We start from the raw sequence: 14,751 nt of genomic DNA, 5'->3' as shown, positions 1-14,751 counted from the left end.
ATATGAAATTAGAAGCTGTTAGAACCAATTAAATCCGAATAAAGACGATTAGAGCCAAAAATCTTAGTTTTCCTTGAAAATGATAAATTCTGTTATAACTATTATTAAAAAAACAAAAATAATTTAACATTTCGAACTAATCTAGGGTGCTTAGGGCGGTAAGAAGTTTTGTAAATTCTAAAAAATATTAATTTTAAGAGAATTTAAGTTTGGGGAGGATTAATTTTATGAGAGTAAAGTTAATTATGGTTCAAAGTATCAATGGAAAAATCCGAATGTCAGATGATTCTCAGAGAAGTTGGTCCTCAGCAGAAGATAAGGAACATTTCTATAATATAACCAAAGATATTGGCATAATACTTATGGGGAGAAAAACATTTGAAGAGATAGGATCTCCTTTAAAAAATAGAATTAATATTGTGTTGACAGGAAATCCTGAAAAATATAAAGAAGTTGAGTTAAAATATGACAAATATCTCTACTTTACAGATAATCCTCCAGAGATATTGTTGGATAAACTAGAGAAGAAAGGATACCCTGAAGTTGCATTAATAGGTGGTTCTACGATAAACTCCTTGTTTTTAGAGAAAAATTTAATTGATGAAATCTTTCTAACTATCGAACCAGTAATTATTGAAGGTGATCTATCGATTTTCAAATACGTGAATGATAAATATAATTTCAAGCTGAATGATTTTAAAAAATTAAATGAAGATACTATTCTTTTGCATTACCTGAAAACTGACGATAAAAAATAGCCTTATGCGAAATAAAAGAAGTTTTCAAAGATAAGGCGGAGAGTGGAGCGATAAGCTAAGATAAAAAAAGAAGGTGGATTAGTGTATGGTTAATTTTGTCTCGTTTGGTGAGGTATTGATAGACTTCATCTCTAAAGATTATGTAAGAGGATTAAAAAATGCAACTTCTTTTGACAAATTTTTAGGTGGCTCCCCCAGTAACATAGCTGTTAATATCTCTAAACAGGGTTTTAAATCCGCTATAATTTCAAGGATAGGTAAGGATCCTTTTGGAGAATTTATCCTTGAACAATTAAAAAATTATAATGTTGATATAAAAGGCATCTTACAAGATGAAGGATTTTCTACAGATATTGTTTATGTTTTGAAGTCTAAATCATCTCCAGAATTTTATCCATTGAGATCTGCCTCTTTAAATTTAGAAATTCAAGATTCATTCTTTGATATTGTGAAAAAAGCAAATATCTTTCATTTTTCTTCTTGGTCATTATCTTCTGATAAAAACCTAAAAAACACGCTTAAATTGTTAAAAGTTGCCAAAAATAATAATGTTTTAATAGGATTTGATCCAAATTATCGAAAGATCTTGTGGAAAACATCCTTAGAAATAGAAGATGTTCTAAAATTGATTATGCCTTACGTGGATTTTATTAAGCCTTCTTTAGATGATTGTACACATATTTTCGAAGAAAATAAGAATGAAGAAGAATACATAAATATTTTTCATGAATGGGGAGTAAAAAACGTAATTCTTACCTTAGGTGAAAAGGGATTTGTATTTTCGGACGGTAAAAAAATTACTCATTTTGACTCCTATGCAAAAGAGGTAATAGACACAACGGGAGCAGGGGATGCATTTTGGTCAGGTTTATACATAGGAACGATTATAGGTTTGGATCCTATAAAAGCTGCAAAGTTAGGGAATGCATTTTCAGCAGAAAAATTAAAATATGTTGGTGCAATCTGTGATATAAAAAACTATAAAGATTTATTAAAAGAATACCTATAAGCTTTTGCTACAGTGATGCCAACTAAAACATCACATTTCTTAATGAGTAGATTACCTACTTCGTTCATTGAAGCCCCTGTAGTGTACACATCATCTATAATAATAATGTTCTTTGGGGGATCCTGAATCAATTTTATCTTGTTTTTAACGTTTTCATTTCTCTTTTTATAATCCAATTGAACTTGTCTTTTAAGAGTTTTTGAGGAAAAGAGATTTATTAAGGGAAAGCCTAAGATGTCTGAAAAATGCTTAGCAATTAAGTGAGCAGGTACAAAGCCTTTTTCATGAACACTTGAGAAATTTGAAGGTACATATGACACAGTATAATTTAGTTCTGGAAATTTTAAATCTATAAAAAACTTTGCTAACATATTCCCCAAAAGCCGTGCAATTTTTGGATGTGAATTGTATTTGAATTCTTTTATTAAGTTAGATAAAGGGTACTCGTATTTTCCATAATGATAAACCTTAAAAGCACCATCTGAAAGAGAAGGCGAATAAAGATTTTCTTTGCAATTGTCGCAAATAAGTTCTCCAAAGGCAATAGGTTTTTTGCAAACAAGACAGTGAGGTTCAAAAATTGTGGTCATTATCTTTTTAAAAATTAACTACCATCTCCGCATTTAGACGTAGAAGTGCATTTAACGCAGCAAGTTTTAAATTCCCGTTTTCGTAAGGGTCTTTGAGTATTTGATTTGGCACTTCCCAATAATCTTTGGCTTTAAAAAATTTCAGTAGATTGACGGCGGCTTTTCTCAAGGAAATAGGATTCATTTTGTTGAGAGCGATTAATGATATTTCTTCTAAAAAATTATCTAACTTTAATTTTCTGATTATTTTTAATCCTTCCCTTATTCGTTTGGAGGACAATGAATTGAGAAAGTTCGGAACGTAATCTTTAAGCATATAGTCTTGAAAATAAATAAGATAATCACTCGCTCCGATGACTAAGTCATCATCTACTGCCGATAACAAGTCCCTACAAAATTCCACATACCCCATATCTTCCTTTTCAGAAGCTAACTTTAATCCAAACTTTACGACTTTTGCCTCTTCGCTGTTTACCAATTTGTCGATCAACCAAGTAGGAACAAAATCAATTCCACAAACTTTCTTTGAGGTATTTGCAGTTAGTTGAAGAATGTGAATATCCTTTTCTTCTTGCACGATTTTTTCTATGAATTTATTTATAACTTCACATGGTAAACCTGAAAAGAATTTAATTATTATACCTTTAGTTTCATTGTTGCAATCAAAGTATGTTTCTTTTAGTGAATTAAAAAAAGTATAGGCATCGTCTCTTTCATAAAATCTTCTTAGCGCCATAACCTTAACGCTTTTATCTACTTGTTCGGATTTTAAGGTTTCAGAGATGTTTTCCAAAGCTGAAATCAATTGTTTTATCTTAACGTAGGGATCATTTTTCATTTTGCTAATAATTTTTTCTGAGTCTTCTGGGTAGAATTCCAAAAATGTGGATATGAGTTGATATCTAACAATTGGATCTGGATCTTCGGTAAACTCCAAAATAAATTCTATAGGTTTTATACCCATTTGAATGTAGCTGATGATTGCTTCTTTTCTGAGGTTTGCTGAAATGTCTTTCAAAGCTTCTTTTATATTATTCTCATCCAAAAGACCCATTTTATCTAAGTACCTATATGCAGAAAATCTGACATTTTTATCGGGATCTTTTAAGTATTCTTTAATCCTTGGGGCATCAATTTTTTGCTTTGTTAGTTCCTGAATAGCCTTGGATTTAAAAGAAGGATAAGGAGAATCCAACATATCAAAGTATATTTGAATGTTTTCTGACTTTATTCTTTCTTCTAAAATTTTATATGTTTCGATTATTTCATTTGCCATTGATTAATGTTTTCCTCCTAAGTCTCATCTTTATTTAGCGCTCCTTTGTAACACGGCCAGGGATGAAAAGTTTTAATTCATACTCATCATTCCATGTTACCTTTAAAAATTTTCCATCGTATGAAAAAGCAGTTATATTTTCTGAAATTAATGTAGATCCTTTATCCCACCCCGAGTCTTTGTAACGGTTGATCTTTTGTGCAAATCTATTGTAGGAAAAACCAACTGTTTCACCATCAGATGAATTTCCTAAGACGGTTGAAGAATCGGAATCGTAGGAGGTCACATTAGTCATCTCATTTTTTGCGATAACTATCACTTCCATAATGGCATTTGAAATAAGATTTATATTAATCATTTCCTCCAGTGAACTTTTTAAAATGTTCAATGTACCGGAAAAAGTACCTATTACAATCAACATTGTTAAAGAAACAATAAAAATCTCAAATACACTCTCTATCAGTAGAAACCCTTGATTTTTATTCATTTCACAAAGGTTCTACTAAAAAGATTGAAAAGTCAATCCTTCCATTTACCACCCTCAACTCCAACTTTAAATCATCGATGAAATCGGCAGGTTTTGGAACTACATAACCCAATTTTATTGCGAAATAGTTCAAAGGATCGTCGGTATTGTTGAATGGGTATCCAATGTACAATTTTCCTAAAATGTTGTTAAAATTCAGATTGAAACCTCCATATGCAAGAGTACCTGGAAAATCTTCACCGTAGACCCATAATAAACCAACATCTAAAAAAGCGTTCGGGTTTATATCCAAAATTTTAGCAGAAACATCGGTAATCGTGATCAAAGAGAACGTTTCTTCAAAAGTTGGGCTAAGATCAAAATTAAGGTTGAAGGAATCTGATTCCAAACCACTCCTTAAAGCAAATTTGAAATCATCGGGATAATTCAGCAAAGAAAAACCCATCTCATAATATGTTTGCGAAAAGACGGAAATAAATAGAGAAACTAAGAAAAAAACAACAAAAAATTTTTTCACAACTATTCCTCCTCATCTGCTACTTCCAAAATTAAATTAACCTGCTGGGCTTCTATATCGTTGGTCTGGGTATTGAATGTGGCATATGCTGATTTCATATCAATTTTTTCCACAGAATTGACTATATGTACATTTTCGGAAAGTGTGAGCAAGTTTTCTTTTTCAACAAAAACAAAGGATTTTGCGTTTATTATATAATCTCCTTTTTTAATCAAAACCATATTTTCAGATCTTCCCTCGTATCTTTTGTTATTGTTATCAATCTGAAGTTCGTCAGAATTTATCTCGATCTCTGATTCTTCCAAAAAAATCTTAGCTAAAACATTCCCTGAAAGTTTTCCTTTTTCAGTCTGAAGGTCAAAGTTCATAGAAGAGGATGTGGCTTCAAACGTGTCGGCAGTTATATAAACCTTGTCGGTGTTTACTTCTCGCCACTCGTCGTTAACGAGTGTAATGGTAGCAAAATCCGTTGAAATAGAGAGATCTTCTTTCTGTATAAGGACATTATTTTTCAGTATGTATCTACTTTCTTCACCTTTTACTTCATCTGCTCTTACATTTATTTGTGCGGAATAAATAATCAAATTTGTTAATATAAGCATTAAAAAAAATAAAGTGAAACGCTTCATACTTTTGCCTCCAAAAAATTATTAGCATGATTTTGACCATCAAAAAAAGCGGACATATTAAAATAATCTTTCAACTGTTTTTGCGGTTCGATAGTACTAAAGTCTTCGGTCAATAAACGATAATTTTTTAACGTTCTAGAATAGGAGGTTTTTAAAAGAATTTCGACGGTATTTTTTGGATCTGGATAAGTTAAAGCGGGATCAAATGATATAATTACTGCATCTTTAGGAAATTTTTGAGGAATAAACGATAAATATGAGGTTGGAATAAAAAATCCACCTTGATATTCATAATAACTGTAATAAGGCGGGAACGCTAATTCCATCATTAACATATCAACGATTTTTGTTTCATTTTTCAGTATAATTACTTCTTTATTTTTTAGCTCGAAGACTTCGAAACTTACGTTTTTCCGAAGTGAAGAAAGTGTTTGGTTACCAAAATAACCTTCCAAAAATTTTTTTAAATTATCAGGGTTGTAAAGCGACATTTTCCCTCTTCCCAATCTTATCAATGCTGTTGTTTGGGCGTATCTACTGTTGTATAATTCTGTATTAGTTATTACTTCGCGTAAAGGATTATTTTTTTCGTATATGAAATCTTTTAAACGTCCGAAAAAATTTACTCCGTACAATGCATAAAATAATCCTCTTAAACTTCCTAGACTAGAAGTATATAGATTTAAGGCGTTTTCTTTTTTTGCTATAGACTCTAAAACGCCAGATTCCCAATAAAATCCTTCAAAAAAGCCACCCATTACTAAGTTCAAAGTTGTTCCCTCGCTTTATTTTGTATGGATTTTAAAAAATTTTTAGCATCTTGGTATATTTCGTTAAAATAAGAAAATCCTTCCCAAGAATACTCTATTGGGAATGTATAAACCTCTTCGGCTATATTTATTTCATAGTTAACCATAAGATCATTTTTAAAATCTTCAATGGAAATAATATAATCTAATCCGTCGTTAAACTTAAAATCATTCTTAACCTCACCATTTAAATTACTTGCTATTACATAATCTGCTCCTAGTTTTTTAGTTAATTTTACTGGAACAGGAGTTAAAACGCCTCCATCCAACAGGCTCATGCCCCCTAACCTTAAAGGAGGGAAAACGCCGGGAACACTTGAGGAAGCCATAACAGCATCGATTATGTACCCTTCTGTGATCTCCACTTCTTCACCGCTTTCTAAATCATATGAAACGATTCCTAATTTTATCTTACAATCGGAAAAACGTTTACGTCCATACAACTGCTTGTAAATATCGTAAACGAAATCACTTTTTAAAAAACTTTTACCTGCAACCATTTTAGGGAAATTAGTGATTCTGTTGTTTAGAGTTCTAAACTGTGAATCAATTGTCTTTTTCTTTTTAAGTGTCAAGTCTTTGAATATTTTAAACAGGTCCACATCAGGATTTAAGGCAAAAAGGGCACCTACTAATGCACCTACGCTCGATCCTGTTACTACTTCGATCTTTACTGTTCTTTCTTTCAGTTCATCTATTAAGGCAACGTGAGCGGCTCCTCTAGCGCCACCACTCCCTAAGGCTATTCCGTAAACCATGGTTCCCTCCCGCAATTATTGGAATAATAAAACAATTCCTGCACCAACCAAAACCCCCACAAGTCCTATAATTATTGATGAAATATAAGTTTGATTAGGTTTTTCAATCTGTTGTACAGAACTTTCTAAATTATTAATTTTTTCTACTGTCTCATCAGTTTTTTGTGAAAGCATGGCAATACTTTCATCGTGAAGAAAAACGGTTTTTTCAAGGTTAGAAATTCTTGATTCAACACTTGAAAGTTCATCTTCGATATTTTTCAATTCTTTTTCGAGGGAAACTAACTCCGTTGCTAACTGCTGAGATAGTTCTGCCTTGAGATCGTTTTTTAACATCATAGGATCATTCAAATATTCAGACTCACTTTTAATTTCATAGTATTTTTCAAGTAAAGAATTATAAGAATTTTTAAGTTCTTCTATCTCAGAAGAAGTTATTTGAAAATTGTTCAAAGTATTTTCAATATTGTATAATCTATTCTCTACTTGTATTAAGTCGTTTTGTAATTGCGCATTTGTTCTGTTCAAATCTTGATAGTTATCATTCAAATAATCTACTGTTTCAGCTATTTTTGTAATATCACCTATTTGTGATAATGTATCTTTATTTAAATTAGTCAAAGTTGCTAAAGACGATATTTGAGCATTTAACGCTTCTGTTTGTTCTTTTAAAGTTTGAATATCACCGTTATTTTTTTCTAATGCCAAATAAAGTTCATTCAAATTATCATTAAATTCTTCAAACATCGTAGCATATACAGTCAGCTCACCAATTTGATCATAATAAGCACCAATAGTTCTTTCTAAACTTGAAACTCTTTCTTGAAGATTTTTGATATCAATAGTATACTGAGGAGCAACCATCTCTGATGACGTTGGCGTAAGCTTTGATAATTCAAAAATTATGTTATCCAATTTTTTGTTCTGAATTATTATTTGCCCAGAAAGAGTGTTATATTTATTTTGCAAATCTAATATTTTAGAGTTGTAGTAGGCATGCCTTGCATCGAAAGTTTCTATGTAAGATTGGTTAGAAGACACTTGATCATATAATACAGTTAGATCGTTTGAGAGATTATTAGTTTTTACTTTCAACCCTTCGATATCGGCTCTCATTTCCAACAATAGTTCATCGTTTAATGTTTCTGATGAAATACTTGTTGAAACATTTGAGAGAATGAAATTCAGCTTGGCTTCGTTTTCATTAATCTTTTTACTCAGTTCATTATAACTGTTTTCATATGGAAGTATCTCACTTTCTAACCTTAAAATTCTTTGATCAAGATTATTCAGTGTAGCAGACAATGTGTCGTTATATAGATAAACTTCATTTTTAGCGATGTTTGTCAAAGATGTTCTCAATCCGTCTATTTCGAGATTTAACAACATGTCTATATAATTTTTTAGTTCTTCTCTATTTTCTTGTGTAGAAGTTAGCAATACAGATTCCAAACTTTCAATAGTTTGATCGTATTTGGAGTTTAAGTTCTTTACCTCTTGTTCAAAATTGTGAAGTTGTTCTTGAAAAATTGTTAAAGATGCCATTGAAGAGTCAGCAATCATTTGAACTTCATCTTGTGCAGTTTTTTTTGCAATATCAATTGCTCCTTGAGAAATCTCTTGGAAGATAATATTGTCTTCGTTAATTGGTTGACTGGGATCAATTACTTTTAAAATATCCGATACATTTTTCCCCAAATTTTGGATAGTAGAGTCCAAATAAGATAGTCGGTCATCGTGGGCAAAAACGGTACTTTCTAAATTGTACAGTCTTATTTCAGTATTTAAATTTTCGAGCTTAAGTAATCTATTACTTATTTCTTGTAGATCTTGACCATAAAGTCCATCTACATAATCGAGCATGTTTGAACCAAATTCGGCCAAATCATATCTTAAAACTTGTTGAGAACCCCTGAACCGGCCTTGATTGTCCAGATACATGATTCCTGATTCAACCATTCTCACCACTTGAGGATATATTGGCGAGGATGGTTGTAAATCTGATATGTTGGTTTGGGATAACAAACTCAATGAAATAAAAGTAAAAAGTAAAAATAAAACTATTTTTTTTGCCATCGTTATAACCCTCCAAAAAGTTTATCTAGATCAACGTACATAGGTTCGTTTACAAAAAGAACTACAGATACGCCTCCATTTGAAAACAGAGTTGGACCTGACGGTAAAAAGAAAGTTTTCTGAGAGTTGGTATATTCTTCACCATTGATAGTATACTTCTCCCCTGTAAAATTGACCTTTACAGGTACAGGAGAGTCAAATTCAAAATGTACGAAACTTTTTTCGCCTGGGTTTATGGTTACTTTTTGTTGTTTTATTTCGTTAAACTTTCTAACCTCTACCATATAGACTCCAGATTTAAGAGGGTAACCAAACCGATCATTATAATTCAAATATTGACCGTCAATGTAGATAAGGGGATCTTTAACGTTAGTAGTAATAAAAATATTACCAAAATCACTACTCGTATAAATATCCACACTTTCAGAAGGTTCCAAAAGTACACTGTACGTTCTATTTAGTGTCCTTAAGTTAACAAACTGGGCATTGTTTAACATATTGTAAAGAAAGAATGCAGGAGTCTTTTGAGTTTTTCCTAAAAAGCTCACATTCGTATTGGACATAGCATAAACATTTACTGTGCTAAGTTTATTTAGATCTATACTTTCCATTTTGTCATAAAAATCTCTATAAATAGGAAATTCTAAACTTTTTGTTCCGGATACAATTCTAACAAAATGTGGTGAATCATCCAAAATAATCGAATCAATTCCTTTCCCTACGTATTTACCATCGATATTGAATTCATAATTTTCAGAATTTAGAAAATTTATTGTATTTAAAAATGGATTCAATTCAACATAATATCTGTTCAAGCCGTTTTGGGTTAATTCAATCAGCATTTCTTTAGATTCGTATCCTAATTTAGATAATGTTAAATTATATGTGCCAGTAGGGAATAAACCATTCATTGGTGTACTTCCTACATATTCACCATCCAAAAATACCCCCACATCTTTTGGTTCGCTATCAACAAAGAGTTCTATTCCTTTTTCTAAATCAATTAAGATTCTATCATCTTGAGGCAAATTTTTTATTGTTTTAACTAAATAACCTTCTTTTTCCAACAAAATTATATCGAAATTATCTCTTTTTACGGTAATAGGAGTTGTTCCAATTAACTTTCCATCTACAAAAACGTTTGCTTGGTTAGGATTTGATTCAATCAATATTTCATTAGAAGGAATTAGAGAGACCCTTAAATTTTTCTTATCAAATGGTTTCAACTCAAGGTTTAGTTCTTTTGCAAAAAATCCATCTTTTTCTATAATTATTTTTTCTAAGTTATAAGGGATATCAACTTCATTAGATGTGGGTAAGGCTATATTGTAATCTTGATTTAAAAAGGTGTATTTTATATTGGCAGAATCAACGTTGATATCAAAAATAAGTTTGGCTAAAGGAACTTGTTCAGCTGTAATTTGGGATTCACTTCCTAAAAGCTCTATACGGGCAATAAAATCGCTGTATCCCAGTTTTTTTACATGGAGATAACCATCCGTATCATTAGGTACTTCGATTGTAAAAGGTGTTTCTGTAACAGTTCCCATAAATTGAGAATCAAAATAAACTTCACTACCAGGTAATGCTATTAGATTTATTGTGTAAGAAAAAAGAAATGTTGTAAAGATTAATACGAGAAACACTAAAAACCTTCTATACACTGTTATATCCCACCTTGATTTTCATTCAAAATTTTATTGATTTCATTTAATATTTCTACACTTCTTTCTTTTTCTCCCAATTTTTCATATACTTTTTCCATCAATATTACCCTGTTTTTTATCACGTTTTCTATTATATTAGTCCCGTCTTGAGTAATTTGAACAACATATACCCTTTTATCCTTCTTTGATTTTTCCCTAACCAAATATCCTGCAATTTCCAATCTTCTAATGAGTCCAGTTGTTGTGCTTTTTGTTACCCCCAATCTTTTACTGATGTCACTGAGCATTTTAGGACCTTTGAAATAAACGGTTTGCAAAACATCAAACTGAGCCGGAGAAATGTTGAACTCTTTTAAAACTTTTCTTCCTTCACTTTTTACTTTTGAGCAAATCTCTCTAATCATCTTTTCCATTTGAATTGAAGGGTTATTTTCCATTTTATTCCTCCCCAGATTATGAAGTATTTCTCTAATTTTCTGGATTCAGTCATGATCAAAACGCAATATCTAATATAGTATATCATATTCTTGAAAAATCAATCTGACAATTTACAAAGTTGAGTTATTTATACATTAATGGTAAAATAATCAAAGGTTCTTAAAAAGAATTTTTAAGGGTGGGGAAGGGGCGAGGGGGCGCTATTAATTAAATTATTTTAATGTTTATGGGAGGAATATATGGAAAAAGATCTAACAAAAGGTAGTGTAATAAAGCATATTTTGTTGATGGCACTACCTACAATGTTTGGTATGGCAGCCCAAATGGTTTACGATCTTGTTGATATCTTTTGGATAGGCATGATTTCCAGTGAGGCGATAGCGGGGGTGACGATTTTTTCAACTATTTTTTGGATGGTAGATTCATTAAATGAGATTATTGGTGTAAGTTCAATCTCATTGGTATCTCAAGCTTACGGTAAAAAAGATTATAATCAAACTGCAAGATCAATTGAACAAACTATAAGTTTCAAATTTTTGGTGGCATTAATAGCTGCAACCTTCATGGCAGTGTTTTTGGAACCATTGATGTCTCTTTTTGCAGATGAAACTGTGGTGAATTATGGTTTAGAGTATGGTTATTTAAGATTGTTCTTTTTACCGATAATGTTCTCTTCCTACTCTGTAAACACTGTTTTTAGATGTTTGGGGGATGCTAACACACCAATGATTATAATGATATTTGTTAGCATACTAAACCTTTTTCTTGATCCTATTTTTATCTTTGAAACGGTACCTTTTATCAACTTACCAGGCTTGGGTTTTGGAGTTTTGGGAGCAGCAATTGCAACCGTGGTTTCTCAGTCCATTGCTTTTCTTATAGGCTTTTTAATTCTTTTTTCCAGAACTCATGAAGTCAAACCTCGTATAAAAGGTTTATTTAGACTAAATAAAGATATTGATATAAAATTAATAACTATAGGAATGCCAAACGGTGTAGAAATACTTTTTAGAAATCTTTCAAATATAGCTATATTAGGTTTTGTCTCACTTTTTGGTAATCAGGCTATCGCAGCAAATGGGATCGCTGGCAGGATTTTTGGATTTGCCTTCGTCCCTTTGTTTGGTCTTACTATGGGGGCATCTTCTGTGGTTGGTCAGGCGATAGGAGCCGGAGATATAAAAAGATCTGAAAGAGCTGCAAATATCACGGGAATATTAGGTTCAGTTGCAATGTTATTTTTCATTGTAATGGCGTTTGGTTTTGGTGAAAGTGTGATTTCTCTCTTCACAAACGACGCTATTGTGATTAAATATGGAACTGAATTTCTAAAGTATGGATCAGTAGGTTTAGTTGTATTAGGATATGGTTATGGCCTTGCAAGTGCTTTTTCTGCATCGGGGTACAATTTTCCGTTTCTTTTATCGAGCATTATTTCAAGGTGGGGAATACAATTATGCATTTTAATCGTAGCTATTAATATTTTTAACCAGCCCTTAACATGGGTGTGGCTTTCTTATATGTTCGGGGATATCGCAGAATCTTTCATCCTTTTTTATTTTTATCAAAAGGGAAGATGGAAAGAGAAAAAAGCATGGTAGTAAAATATAAAACCAGAAAATATTAGTTGCACATGCAACCAAATTTTAACGGGAAAATGGTTGTATATGCAACAATTTTTTTCTATAATTATTTTTGTTTCCATTTCTCTCTTATGGTCAGGCTGTAGGTTTCAATTGATCACTGGGCTCTTCCTTAGAAGAGTGGAGAGCTGATTTTTAAAGGAGGCAAAATCAAAAGTTGCTTAATTTAGAGCAAGATCCATCGGTTATTAGCAAGATATCATGTTTATTCAGAACCATGAATTCGATGATGAAAAAAGAACTTCAAAGGTTTGACATTGGAAGAGGTCAATTTCAGTTTCTTATGTACTTACTTAAAAAAGGAGATGGAATAAGTCAAGAAGAATTAAACGAGCAGCTAAATTTCGATAAAGCAACTACCGCAAGAGCAATCAAGAAGCTTATAAAAAATGGTTATCTTACAAAAAAAATCGATGATAATGATCATCGAATCAATAGAATATTTTTGACAAATAAAGCTTACCAAATCTATAACGAAATGGTTAAGATGAATGATTATTGGGAAAGAATTATAACAGACAATCTTTCAACTGAGGAAAAAGAAATGGTTCAACATATATTGGATAAAATGCTCACTAACATACTAAAATACAAAGCTAAAGATCATGAGGAGGTGTCGTAATTGGAAGAAAATACCAATAAGCTTGAAGACAAGAAGATAGGGAAGCTATTAATGGAACTGTCATTACCAGCAATAGTTGCCATGTTGGTCCAAGCTTTGTACAATTTTGTCGATACTATATACATTGCCCGAGGTGTTGGTACACTTGGAATAGCTGGAGTATCTGTTGCCTTTCCAATTCAGATGATCATTATGGCTTTTGGTGGAATGATAGGAATCGGTGGGGGAACATTAATATCCCGAAGTTTAGGAGCCAAAGATGTTGAGCGGGCAGAAAACGCTTTAGGGAATATTTTTTCTGCTATCTTCGTTTTAAGCATAGCTCTTACTATTCTTGGTACTATCTTTTTAGATCCTATTTTAAATCTCTTCGGGGCCACACCTGATATCCTTTCATACGCAGAGGATTACATGAGTGTAATCCTGTATGGAGCAATACTCTTTACAATTGGAATGGCAAGTCACAACGTTATGAGAGCAGAAGGTAATGCGAAATATGCCATGATAGCTATGATCGTTCCAGGAGTATTGAACATTATTCTTGATCCTATTTTTATATTTGGATTGAATATGGAAGTAAAAGGCGCAGCAGTAGCTACTGTTCTTTCTCAGCTTGTTGGTGTTATTTATATAGGATATTACTTTTTCAGTGGAAAAAGTTCTTTGAAATTTCACAGAAAGAATTTCATATTAGATAGGCATATCATGTCTGAAACGCTAGGGGTTGGAGCTTCTGCTTTTGTTAGACAAGTTGCTGGAAGTTTACTAGCAATAGTTTTAAATAATTTGCTAGGTACGTACGGGAGTTCTCTGCATATAGCAATTTTTGGGGTAATAAATAGACTTTTAATGTTCTTTTTTTTGCCTATGTTTGGTATAGCGCAAGGTTTTTTACCAATAGCTGGTTATAATTATGGAGCCAAAAGATATGACAGAGTAAAAGAAGTTTTGAAAAAAGCAACAATTGCTGCTCTTACATGGTCCATAGTTTCATTCTTTTTAGTTCAATTGTTTCCTGGTTTTCTACTGTCAATATTTTCAACAGATCCGTCCTTGATTAGTGAAGGTATTCCTGCTCTAAGAATAGACGCGATGTTTATATGGGTTGTTGGCTTTCAAGTTGTTGGATCATCTTTATTTCAAGCTATTGGTAGAGCTGGTCCTGCACTATTGTTATCAATGTCAAGACAAATATTGATATTTATTCCAATGGTGTTTGTAATGTCACACTTTTTTGGATTAATGGGCATTTGGTACACATTTCCTATTTCAGATGTTTTATCAGCATTGTTAACATTATTTTTTGTGATTAGAGAGATAAAAATTTTGAATACTCTACAGAAAAAGCAAGTTCAAATTAACAATGAAGATAAAGAAATTGAGGAATCTTATACATCGGAAGGTAAGCATGAATACCAACCCCAAGAAAAATAATAAGGCTCGATAAAAATATATCGAGCCTTTAATATATA

At 31.9% G+C, this 14,751-nt stretch carries 15 protein-coding genes; 5 read left to right on the top strand and 10 right to left on the bottom strand.

Annotated features, from left to right (window positions below; genetic code table 11):
* Positions 1-227 precede the first annotated feature (227 nt).
* Positions 228-758, top strand: a complete 531-nt coding sequence (locus NAAC61_RS04095) for a dihydrofolate reductase family protein (protein ID WP_121514309.1) — start codon at positions 228-230, stop codon at positions 756-758.
* An 85-nt stretch (positions 759-843) separates the two neighbouring features.
* A complete protein-coding gene (locus tag NAAC61_RS04090; protein WP_121959137.1) occupies positions 844-1,767 on the top strand; it encodes a carbohydrate kinase family protein in 924 nt (307 codons plus the stop codon).
* On the opposite strand, the gene NAAC61_RS04085 is transcribed toward NAAC61_RS04090, so the two are convergent.
* The 10 genes from NAAC61_RS04085 to NAAC61_RS04040 are packed head-to-tail and all read right to left on the bottom strand — an operon-like array spanning position 1,737 to position 11,013.
* The gene (locus NAAC61_RS04085; RefSeq protein WP_121959136.1) at positions 1,737-2,357 is read right to left on the bottom strand and encodes a ComF family protein; all 621 of its coding nucleotides are present in this window, start codon (positions 2,355-2,357) and stop codon (positions 1,737-1,739) included. The genes NAAC61_RS04090 and NAAC61_RS04085 overlap by 31 nt on opposite strands.
* Positions 2,358-2,364: 7 nt before the next feature.
* Positions 2,365-3,633, bottom strand: a complete 1,269-nt coding sequence (locus NAAC61_RS04080; RefSeq protein WP_121959135.1) for a HEAT repeat domain-containing protein — start codon at positions 3,631-3,633, stop codon at positions 2,365-2,367.
* A 34-nt stretch (positions 3,634-3,667) separates the two neighbouring features.
* Positions 3,668-4,120, bottom strand: coding sequence for a type II secretion system protein (locus tag NAAC61_RS04075; RefSeq protein WP_121959134.1), 453 nt, complete (start codon positions 4,118-4,120; stop codon positions 3,668-3,670).
* Between the two features lies 1 nt (position 4,121).
* Positions 4,122-4,637: a hypothetical protein gene (locus NAAC61_RS04070; RefSeq protein ID WP_202695349.1), complete on the bottom strand. Its 516-nt coding sequence runs from the start codon at positions 4,635-4,637 to the stop codon at positions 4,122-4,124.
* A gap of 2 nt (positions 4,638-4,639) precedes the next feature.
* Complete coding sequence (locus tag NAAC61_RS04065; protein WP_012207876.1) at positions 4,640-5,266, bottom strand: LptA/OstA family protein; 627 nt, start codon at positions 5,264-5,266, stop codon at positions 4,640-4,642.
* Positions 5,263-6,036: a patatin-like phospholipase family protein gene (locus NAAC61_RS04060; protein ID WP_012207875.1), complete on the bottom strand. Its 774-nt coding sequence runs from the start codon at positions 6,034-6,036 to the stop codon at positions 5,263-5,265. The genes NAAC61_RS04065 and NAAC61_RS04060 overlap by 4 nt, the downstream gene beginning before the upstream one ends.
* Positions 6,033-6,833 carry a patatin-like phospholipase family protein gene (locus NAAC61_RS04055; protein WP_121959133.1) on the bottom strand — a complete coding sequence of 267 codons (801 nt, stop codon included), beginning with the start codon at positions 6,831-6,833 and terminating at the stop codon, positions 6,033-6,035. Before NAAC61_RS04055 ends, NAAC61_RS04060 begins: the two co-directional genes overlap by 4 nt.
* 15 nt (positions 6,834-6,848) lie before the next feature.
* The gene (locus NAAC61_RS04050; protein ID WP_121959132.1) at positions 6,849-8,909 is read right to left on the bottom strand and encodes a hypothetical protein; all 2,061 of its coding nucleotides are present in this window, start codon (positions 8,907-8,909) and stop codon (positions 6,849-6,851) included.
* Positions 8,910-8,911: 2 nt separating this feature from the next.
* The gene (locus tag NAAC61_RS04045) at positions 8,912-10,555 is read right to left on the bottom strand and encodes a PEGA domain-containing protein (RefSeq protein WP_146026677.1); all 1,644 of its coding nucleotides are present in this window, start codon (positions 10,553-10,555) and stop codon (positions 8,912-8,914) included.
* Positions 10,556-10,575: 20 nt separating this feature from the next.
* Positions 10,576-11,013: a MarR family winged helix-turn-helix transcriptional regulator gene (locus NAAC61_RS04040; protein ID WP_012207871.1), complete on the bottom strand. Its 438-nt coding sequence runs from the start codon at positions 11,011-11,013 to the stop codon at positions 10,576-10,578.
* A gap of 240 nt (positions 11,014-11,253) precedes the next feature.
* On the opposite strand from NAAC61_RS04040, the gene NAAC61_RS04035 reads away from it, so the two are divergent.
* The 3 genes from NAAC61_RS04035 (at position 11,254) to NAAC61_RS04025 (ending at position 14,713) form a co-directional block, all read left to right on the top strand.
* Positions 11,254-12,615 (top strand): MATE family efflux transporter, encoded by a 1,362-nt coding sequence (locus tag NAAC61_RS04035; RefSeq protein ID WP_199171469.1) that lies wholly within the window; start codon positions 11,254-11,256, stop codon positions 12,613-12,615.
* A 199-nt stretch (positions 12,616-12,814) separates the two neighbouring features.
* Entirely contained in the window at positions 12,815-13,279 is a 465-nt protein-coding gene (locus NAAC61_RS04030; protein WP_103064753.1) for a MarR family winged helix-turn-helix transcriptional regulator, read from the top strand.
* Positions 13,280-14,713, top strand: coding sequence for an MATE family efflux transporter (locus NAAC61_RS04025; RefSeq protein ID WP_202695348.1), 1,434 nt, complete (start codon positions 13,280-13,282; stop codon positions 14,711-14,713).
* Positions 14,714-14,751 lie beyond the last annotated feature (38 nt).

This window comes from Petrotoga sp. 8T1HF07.NaAc.6.1, from assembly GCF_016772115.1.
Taxonomy (GTDB): Bacteria; Thermotogota; Thermotogae; order Petrotogales; family Petrotogaceae; genus Petrotoga; species Petrotoga mobilis.
This window is presented reverse-complemented; position numbering and strand designations above follow the sequence as displayed.

What these genes read in the sequence shown, in the direction of transcription:
- NAAC61_RS04080 (WP_121959135.1), bottom strand. Translation starts at nt 3,633, where the DNA reads ATGGCAAATGAAATAATCGAAACATATAAAATTTTAGAAGAAAGAATA.
- NAAC61_RS04040 (WP_012207871.1), bottom strand. Translation starts at nt 11,013, where the DNA reads ATGGAAAATAACCCTTCAATTCAAATGGAAAAGATGATTAGAGAGATT.
- NAAC61_RS04065 (WP_012207876.1), bottom strand. Translation starts at nt 5,266, where the DNA reads ATGAAGCGTTTCACTTTATTTTTTTTAATGCTTATATTAACAAATTTG.
- NAAC61_RS04085 (WP_121959136.1), bottom strand. Translation starts at nt 2,357, where the DNA reads ATGACCACAATTTTTGAACCTCACTGTCTTGTTTGCAAAAAACCTATT.
- NAAC61_RS04035 (WP_199171469.1), top strand. Translation starts at nt 11,254, where the DNA reads ATGGAAAAAGATCTAACAAAAGGTAGTGTAATAAAGCATATTTTGTTG.
- NAAC61_RS04090 (WP_121959137.1), top strand. Translation starts at nt 844, where the DNA reads ATGGTTAATTTTGTCTCGTTTGGTGAGGTATTGATAGACTTCATCTCT.
- NAAC61_RS04055 (WP_121959133.1), bottom strand. Translation starts at nt 6,833, where the DNA reads ATGGTTTACGGAATAGCCTTAGGGAGTGGTGGCGCTAGAGGAGCCGCT.
- NAAC61_RS04095 (WP_121514309.1), top strand. Translation starts at nt 228, where the DNA reads ATGAGAGTAAAGTTAATTATGGTTCAAAGTATCAATGGAAAAATCCGA.
- NAAC61_RS04050 (WP_121959132.1), bottom strand. Translation starts at nt 8,909, where the DNA reads ATGGCAAAAAAAATAGTTTTATTTTTACTTTTTACTTTTATTTCATTG.
- NAAC61_RS04075 (WP_121959134.1), bottom strand. Translation starts at nt 4,120, where the DNA reads ATGAATAAAAATCAAGGGTTTCTACTGATAGAGAGTGTATTTGAGATT.